General features: G+C 38.5%; 13 protein-coding genes. All 13 read right to left on the reverse strand.

Going from position 1 to position 20,491, the window contains the following annotated elements:
* Positions 1 to 2 precede the first annotated feature (2 nt).
* Positions 3 to 1,169, reverse strand: coding sequence for a 2-C-methyl-D-erythritol 4-phosphate cytidylyltransferase (gene ispD / locus EO111_RS04330; RefSeq protein ID WP_127010834.1), 1,167 nt, complete (start codon positions 1,167 to 1,169; stop codon positions 3 to 5).
* A gap of 12 nt (positions 1,170 to 1,181) precedes the next feature.
* A complete protein-coding gene (locus tag EO111_RS04335) occupies positions 1,182 to 2,315 on the reverse strand; it encodes a PIN/TRAM domain-containing protein (RefSeq protein ID WP_127010835.1) in 1,134 nt (377 codons plus the stop codon).
* Positions 2,316 to 2,398: 83 nt separating this feature from the next.
* Positions 2,399 to 3,775, reverse strand: a complete 1,377-nt coding sequence (gene radA, locus EO111_RS04340; RefSeq protein ID WP_127010836.1) for a DNA repair protein RadA — start codon at positions 3,773 to 3,775, stop codon at positions 2,399 to 2,401.
* A 71-nt stretch (positions 3,776 to 3,846) separates the two neighbouring features.
* Complete coding sequence (gene upp / locus EO111_RS04345) at positions 3,847 to 4,473, reverse strand: uracil phosphoribosyltransferase (RefSeq protein ID WP_126941025.1); 627 nt, start codon at positions 4,471 to 4,473, stop codon at positions 3,847 to 3,849.
* A gap of 23 nt (positions 4,474 to 4,496) precedes the next feature.
* On the reverse strand, positions 4,497 to 5,732 hold the full coding sequence (gene glyA / locus EO111_RS04350; RefSeq protein WP_127010837.1) for a serine hydroxymethyltransferase: 1,236 nt from the start codon (positions 5,730 to 5,732) through the stop codon (positions 4,497 to 4,499).
* 96 nt (positions 5,733 to 5,828) lie between these two features.
* The gene (locus EO111_RS04355) at positions 5,829 to 7,487 is read right to left on the reverse strand and encodes a ShlB/FhaC/HecB family hemolysin secretion/activation protein (RefSeq protein ID WP_127010838.1); all 1,659 of its coding nucleotides are present in this window, start codon (positions 7,485 to 7,487) and stop codon (positions 5,829 to 5,831) included.
* A 17-nt stretch (positions 7,488 to 7,504) separates the two neighbouring features.
* A complete protein-coding gene (locus EO111_RS04360) occupies positions 7,505 to 9,055 on the reverse strand; it encodes an immunity protein YezG family protein (protein WP_164725688.1) in 1,551 nt (516 codons plus the stop codon).
* 4 nt (positions 9,056 to 9,059) lie between these two features.
* Positions 9,060 to 9,494: a DNA/RNA non-specific endonuclease gene (locus tag EO111_RS04365; RefSeq protein ID WP_164723734.1), complete on the reverse strand. Its 435-nt coding sequence runs from the start codon at positions 9,492 to 9,494 to the stop codon at positions 9,060 to 9,062.
* Positions 9,495 to 9,654: 160 nt separating this feature from the next.
* Positions 9,655 to 10,230 carry a hypothetical protein gene (locus EO111_RS04370; RefSeq protein ID WP_164727606.1) on the reverse strand — a complete coding sequence of 192 codons (576 nt, stop codon included), beginning with the start codon at positions 10,228 to 10,230 and terminating at the stop codon, positions 9,655 to 9,657.
* Between the two features lie 6 nt (positions 10,231 to 10,236).
* Entirely contained in the window at positions 10,237 to 17,337 is a 7,101-nt protein-coding gene (locus EO111_RS04375) for a filamentous hemagglutinin N-terminal domain-containing protein (protein ID WP_127010840.1), read from the reverse strand.
* Positions 17,338 to 17,463: 126 nt separating this feature from the next.
* Positions 17,464 to 18,690, reverse strand: coding sequence for a type II secretion system protein GspD (locus EO111_RS04380; protein ID WP_126940739.1), 1,227 nt, complete (start codon positions 18,688 to 18,690; stop codon positions 17,464 to 17,466).
* Positions 18,691 to 18,747: 57 nt separating this feature from the next.
* A complete protein-coding gene (locus EO111_RS04385; protein WP_164723957.1) occupies positions 18,748 to 19,488 on the reverse strand; it encodes a hypothetical protein in 741 nt (246 codons plus the stop codon).
* 19 nt (positions 19,489 to 19,507) lie between these two features.
* Positions 19,508 to 20,488, reverse strand: coding sequence for a UDP-glucose 4-epimerase GalE (gene galE / locus EO111_RS04390; protein WP_127010842.1), 981 nt, complete (start codon positions 20,486 to 20,488; stop codon positions 19,508 to 19,510).
* Positions 20,489 to 20,491: the final 3 nt, after the last annotated feature.

Raw genomic sequence — 20,491 nt, forward strand, 5'->3', positions numbered from 1 at the left:
AGTTATAACTCCTCTCTTTCATACATTGAAACAACAGCTTGTGCGGCTATACCTTCTGTTCTTCCCAAGGCACCTAACCCTTCATTTGTCGTTGCTTTAATACTAATTCTACTAAGAGGGATACCTAAATCCACACTTAGATTTTCTTTCATTTTTTCAATATGAGGTTTCAATTTTGGAGCTTCTGCAATGACCATGATATCTGCATTGTAGATTCCAAAATTTGAGTCCTTTAATAATTGTACCACTTTTTCTAATAATAGCCTACTAGAAATCCCTTTGAAAGCATCATCTTCTGGAGGAAAATAATACCCAATGTCTCGCATACCTGCAGCCCCTAGCATAGCATCCATAAGGGCATGAATCAACACATCCGCATCAGAATGCCCATCAGGACCAATAGGGCTATCGATAGTTACCCCTCCTAATACACAAGGTCGTCCCTCTTTGAAACGGTGGATATCATAACCATAACCAATACGCATCATAGATTCTACTCCTAAATACTTCTTAGCAATTGCCACATCTTCAGGGACTGTTAATTTAATATTTTTTCTATCCCCTTCTACAATGTGCACTGGGTTTCCTTGAAACTCTACTAAAGACACATCATCGGTTCCTTTATATCTGTGTTCTTCCGCATATACATAAGCATCTAACAAAATAGCAGTTTGAAACCCTTGTGGTGTTTGCATTCCATATAATTCAGAACGTACTAATGTTTCTTCTACATATCCCTCTGCATTCACACGTTTTATCGTATCTACTACAGGAATGGCTGGCACTGCAGCTCCATATACTTTAGCCCCCTCAACCACTCGATGAGCTAACTCCTTGTTCGCTAATGGTCTTGCACCATCATGCACTAATACAATCTCTGCTCCATTCGATACTTGTGAAAGTCCAGCAGCTACAGAGTCTTGTCGTTCTGCACCGCCAATCACATATTGTACCATCCACGGTACCTGCATAGCTTCCACTTGTTCTTGAATAGAGAGTTGATCTTGTTCCGATACAACCACAATGACTTCTTCTAAGCCTTCCCATTGTTTCATGTGATGTAAATTCCATTGTAACACTGTATACTGTCCCAACGGCATACACACTTTATTCTCTGTATAGCCCATTCGGCGTCCTGCACCTGCTGCTAATAAGATACAACTAATCATGGTACTCCCTTTCTAGGAATTTGATTCCTCTACACGGGCAAAAATCATTCGTCCCGCACTGGTTTGTAATACAGAGGTAACTACTACATTTACTGTTTGATCCACATAGTCTACACCATTTTCCACAACAATCATAGTACCGTCATCTAAATAGGCAACTCCTTGATGTGGTTCTTTACCAGCTTTCATAATACGTACTAGTAAGGTTTCACCACTCGTCATTTTTGGCTTAATAGCATTTGCTAGATCATTTAGGTTCAACACCCCAACTCCTTGCAATGTGGCTACTTTATTCAGATTAAAATCATTGGTTATGAGCTTCCAATGTTTATCCATACTAAGTCGAATCAATTTCAAATCTACTTCTGACAGATCTTCATAATCAACATCTATGATTTCCATGGATTCTGTTAATTTTTCACGCATTGTCTGTAGTAAGTCTAACCCTCGTCTGCCTTTATTACGTTTCAAAGTATCCGCAGAATCAGACAATTTTTGTAATTCTTCTAGTACAAATACAGGCACTATGAAAGGACCTTCCAAAAATCCTGTATTCACAATATCTAAAATTCGACCATCAATGACAACCGATGTATCTAAGACCTTAGCAGAACAAGTTTGGATTTCTTTTACTTTTGATTCTTTAGGTGATCTACCCTTATTGAGCAATCCTCTAAACGTATAAGATACCATAGCTTTATATAAGTCTGGCCCTTTATCCATCCCCAAACGAATCCCTATATATCCCAATACAGCACTGAGCGCGATGGGTAAGTATGAGCCAATAATTGGTACACGCTCAAAAGCCATACCAATTAAATTAGCAATAATGAGTCCAAATAATAATCCTATCGTGCCAGCTACTAGTTGTTGACTAGGAACTCGACTTAAAATACGTTCAATTTGTTTTGCTACTCTTAATCCTATACGCAAAATATACTGGGACACTAAATAACCGATAAAAGCTGCTAGTAAGATACTTATGGTATAGTACAATATCATCACTGCAGAGATTCCAAATACACCCATTTGCAGCATCTTTTCATCCCATATAGATACCATAAGTGTTGATAGTGCATCTGCTCCGACGTACCCCATACTGCCAAATAAAATAGCAATAGCATAGCGCAATAATTTATAAATCATATGGTCACCTCCTCTTTTTTTAGTATACTATCCCTACGTGTAATTCTAATGAATACTTCATAGTAAAGACTTCGCACATAGGGTTAGAAAATACTTTTCATCACTTCTTGAATACTAGTCACCCCTTGTATGGAGATACCTTCTTGTATTCCTTTCAACTGTTTTACATTACCAGCAGGAATCACAAATTGTTTAAATCCTAATTTCTTAGCTTCCGCAATTCGTTGTTCTATACGTGGAATACTACGAATATTACCTGTCAAGCCTACTTCGCCTAATATCACCATATCTGGAGGTACAGGCTTATTTTTTAAGTTAGAAATTATGGCTACTGCCATGGCTAGGTCACAAGCAGGTTCATTAATTTTTAAGCCCCCAATAATAGTAACATACACATCTTTGTTACCTAAGGTAAAGCCACAGCGTTTTTCTAATACTGCTAGGAGTAAAATCAGCTTATTTAAATCATATCCAATAGCGGTTCTCCGTGGCATACCAAAGGCAGTGGATACCACTAAACTCTGCACTTCTACCAAGATAGGTCGTACTCCTTCTAAGTATGCCATTATGGCAGAACCCGTCTCTTCTTCTGATCGCTCTGCTAATAGAGTAGCTGATGGGGTGAGGAGTTCACCTAACCCTTCTTCTTCCATGGTAAATAATCCTGATTCCGATGTAGATCCAAATCGATTTTTAATTCCTCGTAAAATACGAAATTGATAGGACCGTTCTCCTTCAAAATACAATACTACGTCTACCATATGCTCTAACATACGAGGTCCTGCGATAGTACCATCTTTGGTAACATGACCAATGATAATCACTGGAATGTCTTGATCTTTTGCAAAGCGTAACAATCTAGCTGTACATTCACGAACTTGACTGACACTTCCCGGTGCAGATTCTACAGAACCTACATACATAGTTTGGATAGAGTCAATAACAAGTAACATTGGTTGACTTCGTTTAGCTTCATTCAATATGGTATCTAAATTAGTTTCTGCTTGCACTAAGAGATTGGAAGAATTGATACCTAGTCGATGAGCTCTCAGCTTTAACTGCATATCTGATTCTTCTCCAGATGCATATAGGACTTTACCTGACTCTTCTGCAATACGACCAGACACTTGTAATAGTAAGGTAGACTTACCAATACCTGGGTCCCCACCTAGCAAGATTAACGCACCAGGTACAATACCCCCGCCAAGAACACGATCAATTTCTCCATATCCAGAAGTAATTCGGGCAATAGCACCTACCTCAATCTCTGTCAAAGCCTTGGGCTTGTTATCCTCATCTTCTACCGGTCGATAAGACGCTACATGCTTTGTTTTAACTTCCGGTTGCAGTTCTTCCTCCACCGCCGTATTCCAAGCACCACAAGCAGTACAACGACCAAACCATTTTGATGATTCATTTCCACACTCTGAGCAGAAAAAAACTGTTTTCTTTTTAGCCATATATACCCTTTCTTATAAAAATAATGCGCGTCACTGAAAAGAAACGCGCACTACTCTTCGGGCAACACCGTTTATTTCGTACCGAAAATACGATCTCCCGCATCACCAAGACCAGGTAAAATATATCCATGGTCATTTAATTTTTCATCTAATGCAGCTACATAGATGCGTACGTCAGGATGCGCTTTATTCACAACTTCTACACCTTCTGGGGCTGCTACTAGACACATTAATTGAATTTCTTTAGCACCTTTTTCTTTCAATAAAGAAATCGCTGCTGCTGCACTACCACCTGTAGCCAACATTGGGTCTGTCACGATAATTCGACGATCAGCCAAATCAGATGGTAATTTGCAATAGTACTCTACTGGTTGCAATGTTTTTGGATCACGATACATACCTACATGGCCTACTTTTGCCATTGGCATTAATTCCAACAAACCATTCACCATACCTAAACCAGCACGAAGGATAGGCACAATACCCAATTTTTTTCCTGCGATTTGTTTACCAATTGCTTTCACCAATGGGGTCTCTACTTCTACATCTTCTAATGGTAAATCACGTGTGATTTCGTAGCCCATTAACAAAGCGATTTCTTCTAATAATTGGCGGAAATCTTTTGTCCCCGTATCTACAGATCGAATCAACGTTACTTTATGTTGAATCAAAGGATGTGTCATTACATTTACGTTCATCTTACTTACTTCCTTTTTATTAATTAAGCATACATTGGATATTTTTCACAAAGTGCTGCTACACGTTGTCTAGCCTCTGCCAATACAGCAGTATCTTCTGTCTGTTTTAATACTAAAGAAATGATGCTTGCAATTTCTTTCATATCTTCTGCATGTAAACCTCTAGTTGTTAACGCTGGAGTGCCTAGGCGGATACCAGATGTAACAAATGGGCTTTCTGGATCAAATGGAATTGTATTTTTATTACATGTAATACCTACTTCATCTAGTACATGCTCAGCCACTTTACCAGTTAAGCCTACAGTACGTAGGTCTACTAATAATACATGCGTATCGGTACCACCAGATACGATAGTAAAACCTTCTTCTTGTAACGCATCAGCTAATGTTTGGGCATTCACAATGATTTGTTTTGCATATTCCTTAAATTCTGGTTGTAATGCTTCACCAAAAGCAACTGCTTTGGCAGCAATGACATGCATCAAAGGACCACCTTGAATACCAGGGAAGATAGATTTATCAATCGCTTTAGCATATTCTTCTTTGCACATAATCATACCACCACGTGGTCCACGCAATGTTTTATGTGTAGTGGTAGTTACAATATCAGCATATTCCACTGGATTTGGATGCAATCCTGCTGCCACTAAGCCAGCAAAGTGTGCCATATCCACCATGAAAATTGCGCCTACTTCATGGGCAATATCTGCCATGGTTTTGAAATCAATTTGACGGGAGTAAGCACTGCCACCACCGATAATCATTTTAGGCTTATGCTCTTGAGCAATTTTACGCATTTCCTCATAATCAATGCGACCTGTTTCTGCATCTACGCCATAAGGAATAATATTAAAATACTTACCAGATACATTCACTGGAGATCCATGTGTTAAATGTCCACCATGGGATAAATTCATCCCCATAATAGTGTCGCCTGGCTCTAATAAGGCAAAGTACACGCCAAAGTTTGCTTGAGAGCCAGAATGAGGTTGTACATTCACATGTTCTGCGCCGAATAGTTGTTTCGCTCTTTCAATAGCCAACTCTTCTACCATGTCGACATATTCACATCCACCGTAATAGCGTTTATGTGGATATCCTTCTGCGTATTTATTTGTCAATACGCTACCTTGTGCTTCCATCACAGCTTGAGACACAAAGTTTTCCGATGCAATCATTTCTAATTTATTGCGTTGACGACCCAACTCTAATTCAATCATTTCTTGAACTTTAGGGTCTTGCTGTTTTACATAGCTCATGGTAACCTCCTGTGAAAGAAACATATTAATCTATCCTTTATTATAGTAATAATCACAGCCTTTTGCAAGGTAAATTAGTGAATCACCTAACCGTGCTTAGAAGGCAGTACTCATCTGTATTCCTAGGACTCGATATGGCACTGTAAAACCGTTTGGCACTTGTAACGGGGTGGATAAGAATATATTATAGTTAGCACTTCCATAGTGTCCTTTCATACCAATCGCTCCGCCCCATAACGCTGTACCCAATATATCTTCCGTAGATTTTCCGTATACTTTACCATAATCTAAACCTACATACACTGTATGATTCTGATTTAATGATACATCTAAGGTGTTCCGTACATAGAACCCTCGTTCTGCGGCTAGATTTCTATCGCCGGTAAACCCACGCACCGTATACCATCCACCAATGGTAAAGAACTCACTACTGTAAAGATTACTATTCGTATACTGTCCTTTCGCTTCCATTGTATAGGTTGCTTTCCGGTTCCAAAGAGTCATTGTACGCTGATAGTTCACTTTCCCCGTATATATATGATATTGTGTAGTGGCTTCTCCTAAATGATCAGTAGGACCAGGGCTAGCCCACCAAGGAACACCCTTTTCATATTGCACTAACCAATCTAGACTTCCATTCTTGCTATATCGTTTTTGGTGTATTCCTATAGACCAAGACGTGGTATTTCTCCGTTGCACATCAATTTCACTACCATTGATAAAAGAATGCCTTGTCTTATGCGTAAGACCTTGCACTAATTCTGTAATCTGTTGACTATTCCTGTGCAATACGTGTTTCCATCGTAATTCACTGCTAGTAAAGTTACCGCTAGAAATAAAAGGTTTAATGGCATAGCCAACCCGTTGTTGATAGTCTGAATTAGAATGGCTAAGGGTAATGCTATCATTTCCAATAGGTAGTTGGTATGATACATAACTGGATTTACTTATATTGATGCTATCTGAGTGTCTAGATCTAGTTAAGCTATAGTACAAGGTATCACTACGGTCTAATGGTCTACCTACCGTGATGGACACATTCCCTTGAAAGCGTCCTGTTCCTTCATTACCGAAATTATCAAATCCTGTGGTGACCTCTACTTTAGACCTATTTTCTATCTGAAATACCACTATAGATGTACCTAACTTACTTCCCGGTTGTAACTGTACCGTAGCCTTCTGATGGGGCACTGTATTTAGATTATCTACCGTTTGTTCTATCTTCCTTATATTTAAGATATGCCCCTTATGAAAGGCTATTGCGTTTGTATAATTACCTGCCACGCCCTTAAATTGTATTTCTTCCACGGTTCCTACCAGCAAGGATAAGCGAAGTGTGCCACTTCCTATATTTTGAGGCTCCATATAGACCTTAGAGGTAACGTAACCTCTATCTAGTAATGCTGTATTAAGTTCCTGCAACAAGGTATTAATTGTTTCTACCCCATACGATTGATGTTCTTTCTTAGCCACCATGGTTTGCAGAAAACTAAACTCTGGTGGAACCTGTGAAAGTTCAATATGATGAATTAAAAATTCTGGTGCATAATTGGATAGTAGATTCACCTTTTCAGATACTTTCTCTTCTGTAATAACTGTGAAAGCTGGGGGTGTCTTTTGCTCTACATGAGATATAGAACGCTCCATCTGCTCTAGCAGTTTACCTTGCTCGTCTATAGTATTAGCATGAACACTATGAGAAAGCGCCCCTATACACAAACAAGCAAGGCCTGTAACTATTTTATGATTTGTCAATCCTAGACTCCTTCATATTAAAATTTGGCATACTCATTTTCTGGAACAATAGATGCTATCTTCTCTTCAGACAAGTTAGGACTCTTAATTCCTAATTTTTCATAAGACCAAAGGTCAAAGAGTTCATTGTCATAGGCTTGTTCTGCTAATACATCGTAACCAAAGTTAGTAGAAATATGTCGTTCTTCATCTATCATATAGGAGAACACCGTCCACGGTTCAAGATGACAAGCAATAAATGCATTTCGCATGTAATTCGACCACAGTGCTAGTTGTTCCATTGTAGCATCATAAGTCGCCTTAGAAACCACCTTATGGTCTATCATTTCCTCAAAAGTAAGGTATTCACCATCGACAATGATATACCCTAGTTGACGACATACCGTTCCATCATTCTCTACATATAGGTATATCCGCTGATATGTACCTGGCAAGATAGAATACAAAATATCGTAACTATTTTGAAGATATTGTGGAATCAAATCGTGAATATCTTCCCCTGTAAATTCTATAGCTGGATCTACACTAACCACTTCTTCTTCCTCCTCTTCAATAAACTGAGACATATCTATGTGCATAGTCCCTGTAATACATCCTTCATGGGGTGCTACTGCATGCGTAAGCAGTGGTTCCCCATCTGGGGAGAAATATCTTTTTTCCCAAGCTTCTACTAAAGCTAGCTCATCAGTAAAATTATCTTCTGTGACATTGTCATATACATAAGAGAGTTCACCGGTGGAAACGTCGAAAATGTAGTCAATAGATGTATACATTTTGCTGCAAATACGATGCAACTCATCAATTTCATCAATACTTCCTTTTAATGAGATAATTAACTCTTGATATGTACACATCTTATCATTAGATTGTATATTTCTAATTCGTGTCCAGTTATTATCTATAGTATTAATGTAAAGACTAAGTTTCCAATTTTCATGCAGCCTATCTAAATGAAAGTATAGTTTTTTAGTTTTACTAGGCAAATACCTATTGATATACATAATTTGTTTATAGAGCAAGTTCTCTAGCAAATCAGGTATTTTAAGAGTTTTTGTTCTACGCTGTAATATTCTTTTAGGTTGTAAACTGTACTTATCAATATACTTTTCTGCTTCTATTTCCTCCTCCCTTATAAATCCCTTTGTATTTCCTACCTCTACATATGACCATAAAATATACGGTGTATGTGGATATTCATAGTTACCATACAAATCTTCGCTATATGTATATCTAGAATCTCCATTTTTTCCAATCTCAATATTCAGTATATTAAGAGTGTGCACATTATCCTTATTCTTAAACTTATATACTTTGAGAAAATTATCCACTAACATATTAAAAAATGACCTATCTCCAATACGTTCAGAGGAAAAACAAAATAGCTCTCCCTCCATGATATATGTTCCATCCTCAAAAGTAATTATGTATCTTGGTGCTAAACTTGACCTCCAGCACTGTCCAAAAAAAACTAAACTTTCCCAATTATCTTGTAACAAAATATTTAATCTATCTTTTAGTAAGTCAGTCAACTTAATTGCTACTTCATCTTTCATTTCTTTTACAAACATATATTCATCCTCCATTAGGAAGAAACTGAATAACCTCAGGATTGTCATCTACTTTATATATAACATCAAATCCCGTTGGTCGCTTATTAACTTCTTCGTATTTAACATCAATTGTAACTTCTACTTTTTTACCTTCATTTAATCTTTTATACCAAACCCTTTCTAATTCTCTATATTCTACAGTGTTCACAATTTTATCCATCGCAACTAGATTATCTAACTCTCCTGATCCTCCAAAGATTTTAGCTATTAGATGCCCACCATGGTCACCTGGTAATCGGTCATCACCACCTGCTTTTAATTGATCCCCCTTATTTCTCACGCCATCTTCTAATCGCAATTCACCTTGGGCCGCTTTTATACGCCCCAATTCATCAGTTTGGTAATAATACCCTTTACTCTCATATATAATGTTTTCTTTTAATTGTCTAGCTCCCACTCCTGGTTTATATTGCTCACCATTCCGATAAATATCTGGACTATCAGCTAAGCTTGTTGTGTTTGTATTAGGACTTGCCGTTTCAGTAGTAGATTGTTTAAAGGATACTCATAGATTTCTGCATAACATCTAGGTTTTAACTATTATTTAGAAGTATTGTTTATTTCTCATTCCTCTTCATATATTCTTTAATTAAGGAATTGTTTAGTTCTCGGAGACCTTGTGCCACTTTTTTTCCATCTTTATAAGATAAATGAGATTTTTCTATAGAAGACAAAAATACTTCAATATCTGGTATTCTTTTATACAACATATAAAAAGTATTTATATCTTCATCATCCATTGAATGAAAACTTTTAGTAAAGGTAACATCATCATACATGTACTTATTTTTTAATCCCTCCAAGCTAGAATAAGATTTTCTTTCTTCTATGTCATGAATATAGTTTTTATCATACTCTATATTCAAAACTTTAATAATATGAATATCCAACCCCAATTTTGTCTTCGTATATCCTGATAATCCATAAGTATATAAGTTATCACCTTTTACAGTGTAACTATACACCTTATTTTCAATATTGATATCGTTAAAATAATCCCTAAATTCAAAAAAATAATTTATTTCATATCGAAAAAAGGTTTTTGTAGTCATATACCGGTGAATATTGATATATAGATAGAGTGGCCCTAGTATTCCGACAATTATTAAAAACCACATACATATTTTTCGCATTCTTCATCACCCAATAAACATAAGTTCATCAATTTTATATGCCACATCATAGGTTGTTTTATAGGCAAAAATTTTTTTCCTTTTTGACTGCTGTAAAATATATGCATCTTTCAAGAACCAATATTTAGATTCATCTATATCATGATCCCAATTATCTATAATGGTAATTTTTCCATAAACCAAATCTCCATCAATTTGATATGTCGCTATATAACTTGCTGTTCCATAGGCTAAAGCTTCATCGACTCCTTTCCTATAAAAAGAAATAGTCCCTTCATATGTTACTTGTTCTAAGTTATGCATATAAGAATTCGACATAGTCTTAGAAATTATTTCTTTATTCAGTCCATCGTTATTTGCAAGATATTGATGTACTTTAGAGTTCTCATTTAAAACATATAAAGGAAATCCTGGTAAAATCTCTTCAGATTTTTCTATAATATCTTGATTATTTTCTGGTTCCATAAATAACCCTAACAGTTCTGTCGCTTGTGGGAATATATTTGCTTTTTTATTCAAATGGTACATATTCCACAAGTCATTTTCTGCTTGGTTGATAGTCTTCTCACCATAAGGATTACCTTTACGTTCCATTTCTATATATTGCCCCTTAAAGGTATCAATAAAGTTTTCATATCTTTTCTGCCGTATAGCTTTTGCATGTTCATTTAATAATAAATTCCACTTAACCCCATAATGACTGATGCTTCCACCTAGCTCTCCCGTTCCTCCAGCAAGCTTATCTATGGCATATCCCAAAGCATATGCTAGCCATTGTGCTTTTGCTGGATCGCCATTAGATGCTTCTAATATAGCTGGTGCTAGGAGTTCAGATAGTCCGCCAGCTGCAGTGCCTACACGTATATTACCATTCACCATATTAGCACTTATATTGCCTACTATGGCATGTAATGCTACCTTTTCTGATGAACCTTCCTTCCAACCTGCCATATCAGAGATATGATGAATAGCTTCATTGGCATATTTGTTAAATAATTTAGTTAGTTCTTGTCGTTCTTGTATGTCTTGTTTGTTGAAAATAGTATCCAATGCTTGAAGGCTGTGATTAATATCTCTATTAATTTGACTCACATCCATCTTAAAGTTCTCTACATCAATCATTCCAGGTGCAATAGCAGATTTTGTCACACTGTAAGCTTCTTTTCTTTCACCAGGCATCATATTTGGTAATAGGCCTACTTGATTATGCAAGCTATTAACATACTTGAGGTGGCTTGTATAGTCATTATCTTGATTCAACTGTTGTAAGTATTTTATCTTAGCTGGAATGCTAAGATTTTTATCTGTGAGTATAGCATTTTTTCTATCTCTCATGTGTTGCAAAGACTTCCTGTATTGTACGTCAGATAGATATGATACTCCCTTAGACCCATAGGTATACTTCGCCCTATTCTCCATATCCTTCATAACTAGATATTTTGTTTTCAGTGTATTCGTATCTGTACGACTAGCTAAGAGAGCTCCTTCTAATGTAGTTGTGTTGCCTACGGATATGTTGAATCCTGTACTTCCTGCATAGAGTCCAGATTGGTGGATCACAGAGGTGTATTTGCTATCTATATCAGTCCGTTGTAAAGAACTTTGTAATGATTTGAATGCTCCCTTTTTAGATAGGCTAAGACTCATGCCACCAGATGTAGTATGGTCTGTATAATCATGTGTATCCTGTACAGAGTGAATCTCTAAGTTACCACCAATATTTGCTTGGATAGCCTCCCCTTTAAGAACACCATCTTTGATGTGTACATCCTGTTTTGTAGTTAGTGCAAGGGTATTCGTTGCACGTATCTTCGTAGGGTCATGGACTATATCTGTACCAGCTATATTTCCTTTACTGCCACTGGCATTGACAGATATATCGGAGAATCGGTGTTGTAATACATCATATGAAATACCTAGAGAGCCTTGTTTCTGCTTCATACTCTGTGTCATCTTAGAGGTCGTTTCTTTGCCTTTCACATAGATACTTTTTGACGAGTCTAAGGTAATGTCCTTGCCTTGTACATCGCTTCCTTCTATGCGGAGATCCTCCTTCTTAGTGGTAACACGAATATGTCCATCGGACACAACCGTCGATGCTTTTGCTATCTTGCTGTCTACATGAGTAGAGGCTTCGCTTCGTTCTGTGCCTAAAGATAGATTGAGGTGTAAACTCTTGGCTTGGTCTTTCAGTTTAGATTTTTCTAAAGATGTCTTGGCATCATCATAGGTTTTGTAGCCTAATAGAGCTTTTAATCGCTCGTCTTTCACCATATGTGCTCGTGTCAGTGTACCCACTGCATTGGTTGTGGTATCTACTAAGCGATTCGACAAAGAAAGAGTAAGCCCCGTTTTAGAAAATCTATGTGTTTCTTCTGTATGGGATGTGGTATAACCATTACGTATTGTCACACCAGATCCTTGAACCTGAATATCCCCTTTCGATGCTACATCACTGGCTTCTACTTGTGTAGATCCTGTAGCACCTAAGGTGACAGAACCAAAGCGACTTCCAATCACGCTGCCTTTAGCTACACTGCTCTTAGCATCGTAAGTATCTGTTTGTTTTTGTGTACCAATGGTAAGGCTAAGACCGCCATTACCAAAAATACCCGATTTACGTACTTCCTCACGATGAGTGGCACCAGATTCTTCCTGTGCTGATGTGATGGTCAAATTACCTGCACTCGTAACCGTAACATCTGCATCCCCCACTATATGGCTGGCTTTGACTAGTACGTCTTGTTTACCATCTACCTTAACAATACCACTTGAAATAGTAGAGCCCACTACCGTATCTGTACGTCTATGGTCATAGGTATCCCTTGTGGTAGATGATAAGAACCCTCTATCTTTTTGATGTATCTCAGATAGTGTTTCATGACGCTCAGTACCATGTGCAATAGATACTCGATCTGCTTGTACATCTACAAGGCCCGTTTTACTATGTATGGTACTTGCTTTCATGGATACATTGTTATCCATACGCACCTTCACACCGGTATCACCTTCAATGGTAGCTCCTAGATTCTGTTCTTCTATAACCATCTTACGGTTGAAATAGTCACTACCTCTAGCACCCACAGCTACATCTGACAAAGTTCTATCTGTTACATTCGTAAGGGTTAGAGAGTTCCCTGTAAGGTCCACTGTGTGTCCTATCATGCGAGAGCCTTGTAACGTGATCTCTCCTCCTTGCACTTGTACCGTATGTCCTTGTACGGTACTTCCTAGGTACTTAGTGGACTCTAGGGTCACTCCGCTACCTATATAACGATTTTGTAAGGTCCGGGCAGAGAGTTGTATATCTTTCCCTGCGAGATTCACTGTATTACTACCCTGTATAGTAGCGCCTACAGAGCGTATGGAATCCCCTTGGATATGGATACTACCTTCACTAGTGATACTAGCATTTCCATGCGCTGTATCTTGTTGATATCCAAATGAACTGTTAGTCATTATTTGCGTTTCATTACGGATATCCTTTCCTTCTATATGAACACCATCTTTACCATGTATACGACCCGAAGTATTTTCTAACATATCTGTTCGTATAGACACTAGATTGCCATTCATAGACCCACTGAGGTTTCGGACATGATTTCCTGTAATGGACAGAGAGTCCTTAGCTTGTATGCTGCCAGTATTATATAGTTTTTGGCTTGTTATTTTCACGTCTTTACCTAAGACGATACTACCATCTTTGCGCAAATCTCCCGCTTGTAACATGCTATTAGGTATCCCTGAAAGTAAAGACTGATCATGACCTGTATATTTCGTAAGGGTATGACCACTTTGACGGAGTTCTTCTTTCGCTATTTCTTGATCTTCATATCCATTGCGTAATCGATTGTACACTCGTTCTGGGTCTGCTTGTAATCTAGCGACCATATAGTCACTAGACAAAAATTGCTTTTTATCTGTATATAATGGGTTCTCTTCTATCTTGGCAACGGCAAGGGGCTCCCTCGTCATGTAGAGTTGTTTTGATGGTTCCAACACAGGGGTCACTAATTTAGAAACATCTGTAGGTGCCACCGCAGTTTCAACCTTTTTATCTCGTATGGCATAAGCTGTTCCATCTGCCTCAAGTGTTGTATTGGTAAATGCATTAGACTGGATGCTCGTAGTTCCATGACTGCCTAATACAGCAATACGTTCACTAGATGGACTACTTTCAGCATCAAAGCTCTCGTGATGTTCATAGGGAATATCTGTATGTCCATAGACCCACTTTTTACGTTTCCACCAGCGTTTTTTCTGTTTATACTTCCAGTAATGTCTATCTCGGCCTATATCATCGTAGTGAACCGTCCCTTGATATCCTGTGTTGGTAATGGAATCTGCCGTAACCTGTAAGCCATCCTTCGCCATAATCTGGCTATATGTATTTTGCACATCTTGCCCTGTAATGTGAATTGTACCATCGCTCAGTATTCTAGATGTGGCGGTTTCCTCTTCTATGGTTCCTGTATGAATCGTTCTATGGTATTTTCTATCTGCCTCATAATAGTTAGGCTGGTCTAGATGCGGTATGCCCTCATACTTATCTTCTTCTGAAATGGTCCACCCCGTCTTAAACACATCCTTATGGTTTTGTATTTTAGGGGCTGTGATAGTGAGATCACCTTTGACAATGACATCTGATGACCTATTTTCAAAGCTCTCTTTTCCCAATACATAGGCATTACCTTTTACATAGATGTCTGAACCAAAGTAAGAACCTTTGCTGTTGATATTCCGAATGTGGCGACCTTGCGCACGCAAATTACCTAACACATGCCACAACCCATCTGTATTCGTCACATCTTCTTTCATATCTATCTCTGCATCGTTTTTTGCAAAGAGAATGCCTTTCGTATTAGCAAAGGTATTCCCTTGTATCTGTAGGGTATCTTCTGCAATGATTGCCCCTATGTTTGTGTTTTCTAAATTGCCTACGCCTAAGTGCATCACACCATGACTGACCACATGGGACGCATCGTTCTGTAAGGTATCTCCCGTGATATGCACACTAGTACCAGCTTCTAATACAGAAGAATTGCTATTTCGGATATGATGCGCTGAGATATGTACATTCTGATTCGCCTTCATAATTCCCTTATCTTGTACAAGCTCATTTCCAGCAAATTGGAGAGTATCTTTACTTTCTACAAAACCCGCATTGTGCATAGTTTTGGCAGATATATGCATAGTCTCTGCTGCTATATTTCCTGTATTCTCTAAGGTATCTGTGTCAATACGAAGGTGATGGCCCCATAGTTCACTGCGGCGGTTACGTAGATGGTCAGTGATGAAAGTACTATCTATCTGCTGTCCCCCATAGCCCTTTCCTACGATGTCTATATAATCTTTCCCTTGCAGGGTCATATGAGTGCCATTGATCACACCAAATCCGTTGACGGTCATACCATTTGGGTTCACAATGACTACATCCGCTGGATTCCCTGCCACTTCTATATATCCCTTTAAAGTAGATGGGTTCGTAGAGGTAACTTCATTGATGATTGTCTTAGCACCATTCCCAGCTAAGAACATATTTTTATCAATGTAACCAGCTAACTGAGTTTTTGTGTATTTCGTAGCATTATTGAGAATAAGGCCTCGGTCTTTCACATTAAACTGTGTATATGCATTGTGAGAAACACCGTTTCCATCAACACCAGCAATGTGTAGGATATCTATGCCATTCCTCGTCGTATCTAAGATAGGTTGGCGATTCTTGGGACTATTCGTATCTACAACAATAGGTAACTCTTCTTGTGTATCCTCTACCACCACCTTGTTAGGTATATGAGGGATAGGTTGTATGGTCGGTGTATGTAAAGGGTTCTCTAAAGCTGGTTTTGAGCTATCTACAGGTATTTCAGGATTAGGTGTTTGCGATTCTATATGCAGTTTATCTTTAGATACTACTTGTATATGGTTTCGATCTACTTCTACCTGTTTCCCACGTACAGTGATATCCCCAGACTGAGAGCGTATGCCGCCTTGATACACAATAGAGTCTATACCTTGGATTGTTATATTCTCCGCACTGGAAATCACTCCCTGTCCACGAAGATTGGTCACATTCGCCTCAATCTGTTTTCCTTGTAGGTTCCCATCGTTGGTAAGTGTACCGCTTTGTATTGTCACTGTTTCATCACTCACAAGGGTGCCACGATTATGAAAGTCTTGGCTACGAATCACTACTTTTTTGGCACTGTGAATACTTGTAGGCTCTTGCTGTGAACCACCTTGTTCAATGGTGAGATTTCCCGCTGTATCAATATGTAGGTTCCCCGCTATGGCATCGATAGAGCCACTGATATTAACACCTAATCCAGATTCTGTACCGATTAAAGAAATGGTATTTCCATACATACCACCAAGAGCCCCTACATCTAAGGCAACACCTGTAGAGGTATTTCCACCAGATTCCTTAGCTGTTACAGTTCCATCCGCATAATTCACTATATTACGTCCTGTGATAGCTCGAATAGAATCTTGTGCCACCACATCTGCATTGATACGAATCGTCTTTGCCAGTAAATCGACCTTTGAAATAGGGGTATATGAGTTAGCTCCACTATGTTCCGTAGGTGCATTGATAGCCCCTGTTACATCAATCTTTCCTTTCTCAATGGTAAAGTTTTCTAACTGACCATCTACCATGTGTGGGACACCTGTAGTAAGCGTGGCTTTTGGGGTGTTAATAAAATGAACTCCTTTGATAGAAATCCCGTTGGGATTGGCAATGACCACATCCGCAGGCTGTCCTGCTACTTCAAAAGTTCCTGCTAACTGGGATGTAGAAGTCCCTACTACTTCATTGACAATAAGGTTGGCAGACTCTCGTAAGTTAGGGTTTGCATTTACAGGACCAATCTGAGTACTAACTGTAGGTGTAGTGGCATTGTTAAAAATAGCCCCCGTATCTGTAGAAAAGGACTCATACCGATTATGGGATACACCATGGGTCGGACTTGCAATCTGTATAATGGGAACAGCCTGACTATTGTCCACCATTACTTCGTGACTTATAATGCCCTGTGCTGCATAGGTTCCTAATTGCAAAGACAACGTAATCCATAACGTTAAGAGTTCTTTTCTTTCTTTTTTCATATCAATACCCCTATTATATAACGACCATATCCCAAAAACCTGATATGTTCTATGCTTTCATCATATCATACATAAAAGGATTTTTGGAATAGTGAATGCGTATATATGGTATTTTGCCTTTCTTATTTACTGAATTACCCTAGCGGTCACTAAAATATATAATTCTACTTCATCTTTTGTTTTACGACTATGTTGAAATAGTTTCCCAATCAAAGGAATATCTCCCAAAATAGGTACTTTTTGCCATTGTCGCACGGTACGTCGATCCATCAATCCACCAATGACCAATGTTTCTCCATCAGGTATGCGCACTCTTGTTTTCGCTTGCCTTGTGGTAATGCGATAAGCTTTCATTTCAGGGACCAAAGTAGGGTTACTCACTTCAGCTTCCACAATAGTATCAATGTGATTCCCCTGTAATACATAAGGTTTGCATAATAACCGAATACCCGCCTCTTCATAGCGAATACTGGTTCTCGTGACACCATTTTGAATAGATTCTACTGTCACCGGCACGCGTTCACCAATAAGTATGCTTGCTTCCTCTCCATTAAGAGCTACAATACTAGGTCTTGCAATCAATGCCATACGACTACTTCCTTCTTTAGCAGATACTGTAGGGTGCGCTAAAAACGAATACGATGTGCCCTTAGGAATATGACCGATATGAACATTTCCTTCCACACCTGATTCAGATTTTCCATGCATGGAAAGCCCTGAACTTTGTAATCCAGGAAATGACCATTGTATCCCTAGTTCTTTAGCATAGCCTTTTTCCATTGCCAATACCGCCACATCTAACTGTACTTGTTTTGGTGTAGCATGCCAAGATCGTAGTAATTTTTCTACTTCTAAAATTTCATGAACCGTTCCATAATAAATCACTTCATTCGTGCTTGGCATCACTTGTACATGTTCTTTAGGTACTACAGACAGAATCAGATTGCTCAATTCCTCAGGCGTTCCTATCTCCGCTACGATTCGACGCACATGTCGACGTTCTTTTTCTTCATGGCGCCCCTCTACAATGAAGGTACCACCTTCTTCATAGACTAAAAAACCTAACTGTGATCCCAACTTAGTAATGGCCTCTTGTCCTGAATTTTCTTGTACTTCTAAAGTAACCTTCCCCTCTAATGTATCTAATCCTACTACTGAAAGTTTCTCCGTCCTAGCTATGGTTTGCACCAATGTTCGTAAAGGCATATCTTTAGCCATAATATGTACTGCCTCTGCAGGGAAAATTCCTAAAACTATCATTATCACCGCATAGGCTATTCCCCAGCGATAGATAGCTTGATGGATATGGATTGCTACATTCCTTTTAAAATAATTTACTGTTTTAATCCACATATGTATCTCCTTCCTTTATGTTTCTACTTCTTACTCAACATATTTTTTACCCTTCCTTTATTCTATCCATTGAACAGAACTGTTTACTTGAACTTGTACCTTTGTATCACGAATCGTATGCACCTGTACCTCATCAACTACATCTCCTTCATACACAGTATGAGTATTTCCATTAATATCTAACACAGCTACAGGTACCTCTCCTTGTATAATGCCCAACAGTTGTACTTGCATCTCTTTTACATGTCCTACCTCATGTCTCGCATGCGTGTTTCTACCAATATCGTTGCTATAGGCATGTACAGCGTATCCTTCCATACTATTTTTATTACCTTTTCCTTTCCTGTTCATATTGTCCATGTTACTTCTATCTGCACTTAGTACCGCTGTTGGAGTAACTACAGACAATTCCTTTGAAAAAGTATCTAGTAAAGGATAGGGTCGTACTACATTCCGTATTGGAAAGACAAGTTTCCCCTTATCTGTCTCTCCTTCTAGAGATTCGCTCTTTTTTTCATGTTTCTTCCCCCTATATTTTTTCTCACCTTTTTCAGATGTATGAGTGACTGTTACTGAAGAATCTTCAAATTTCTCTTTTTTATTTTTTCCTAATGCATCATTTTCACGATGTGACTGTATAGGACTTTCTAATTGTTCAACCTCCGACCAAACAGACTCTCTCCAACCTAGATAGCAAATGAGGCACAATAAAACGGTCGCCCCGAAAACGAGACGACCGTGTGTACTTATATACTTCATTATGCAATTGTAGAGGTCTTGTGTAGATGATACTTTCATCATGCCCTCCTATATACGATTAATATCCTTTAGGATGTAATTGATGCCAATTCCAAGCATCACGAATCACTTCTTGTACTGTACTGTGAACTGGTTTCCAGCCTAATTTTGCATGAATCTTTTCTGAAGATGCAATTAATGTACCTGGATCCCCAGCACGACGTTCACCGTAATCAACACGGAAATCGACACCTGTTACTTCTTTAGTAGCCGCTACAATTTCATTTACACTAAAACCATTACCTGAACCTAAGTTAAATACGTCTGATTCTCCACCATTATACAGATATTCCATAGCTAGAATATGAGCAGAAGCTAAATCATTTACATGTACATAGTCACGTACACAAGTACCATCCGCAGTATCATAATCTGTACCAAATACAGTGATGGATTCACGCTTACCTAAAGCTGCATCAATAATAAGTGGGATTAGATGTGTTTCTGGTGCATGATCTTCACCAATTTCACCAGATGGATCGGCACCTGCTGCATTAAAGTAACGCAATGCTACAAATTTAAATCCATAAATTTTGCTATAGTCACGCAGCATATCTTCAATCATCAATTTTGTACGGCCATACACATTGGTAGGATTCCATTTCGCATCTTCCGTAATAGGTACAACTTCTGGTTCGCCATACACAGCAGCTGTAGAGGAGAATACTAATCGATTCACACCATGCTTACGAGCTGTTTCTACTAACCGGTAGGAACCTACCACATTATTTTCATAATAGATGGATGGATTTACCATGGATTCGCCCACTTGAGAGTGTGCTGCAAAGTGCATGATACCATCAATTTTATGCGTATCCAGAACCTCACCTAATTTAGAATCCACGATATCCATCTCATAAAACGGTACCCCAGCAGGAATCGACTCCTTGTGTCCTCGAGATAAATTATCTACAATCACCACTTGATGACCTGCTCCTAATAAGGCACGTACTGTATGGCTACCAATATACCCTGCGCCACCTGTCACTAAAATATTCATTCT

It is taken from the genome of Veillonella sp. CHU594 (assembly GCF_003992265.1).
Taxonomy (GTDB): Bacteria; Bacillota; Negativicutes; order Veillonellales; family Veillonellaceae; genus F0422.

Excerpts from the sequence above, each read along its gene's own strand:
- ispD (WP_127010834.1), bottom strand. The coding sequence starts at position 1,169 with ATGATTAGTTGTATCTTATTAGCAGCAGGTGCAGGACGCCGAATGGGC.
- EO111_RS04335 (WP_127010835.1), bottom strand. The coding sequence starts at position 2,315 with ATGATTTATAAATTATTGCGCTATGCTATTGCTATTTTATTTGGCAGT.
- radA (WP_127010836.1), bottom strand. The coding sequence starts at position 3,775 with ATGGCTAAAAAGAAAACAGTTTTTTTCTGCTCAGAGTGTGGAAATGAA.
- upp (WP_126941025.1), bottom strand. The coding sequence starts at position 4,473 with ATGAACGTAAATGTAATGACACATCCTTTGATTCAACATAAAGTAACG.
- glyA (WP_127010837.1), bottom strand. The coding sequence starts at position 5,732 with ATGAGCTATGTAAAACAGCAAGACCCTAAAGTTCAAGAAATGATTGAA.
- EO111_RS04360 (WP_164725688.1), bottom strand. The coding sequence starts at position 9,055 with ATGTTTGTAAAAGAAATGAAAGATGAAGTAGCAATTAAGTTGACTGAC.
- EO111_RS04370 (WP_164727606.1), bottom strand. The coding sequence starts at position 10,230 with ATGCGAAAAATATGTATGTGGTTTTTAATAATTGTCGGAATACTAGGG.
- EO111_RS04375 (WP_127010840.1), bottom strand. The coding sequence starts at position 17,337 with ATGAAAAAAGAAAGAAAAGAACTCTTAACGTTATGGATTACGTTGTCT.
- EO111_RS04380 (WP_126940739.1), bottom strand. The coding sequence starts at position 18,690 with ATGTGGATTAAAACAGTAAATTATTTTAAAAGGAATGTAGCAATCCAT.
- EO111_RS04385 (WP_164723957.1), bottom strand. The coding sequence starts at position 19,488 with ATGAAAGTATCATCTACACAAGACCTCTACAATTGCATAATGAAGTAT.
- galE (WP_127010842.1), bottom strand. The coding sequence starts at position 20,488 with ATGAATATTTTAGTGACAGGTGGCGCAGGGTATATTGGTAGCCATACA.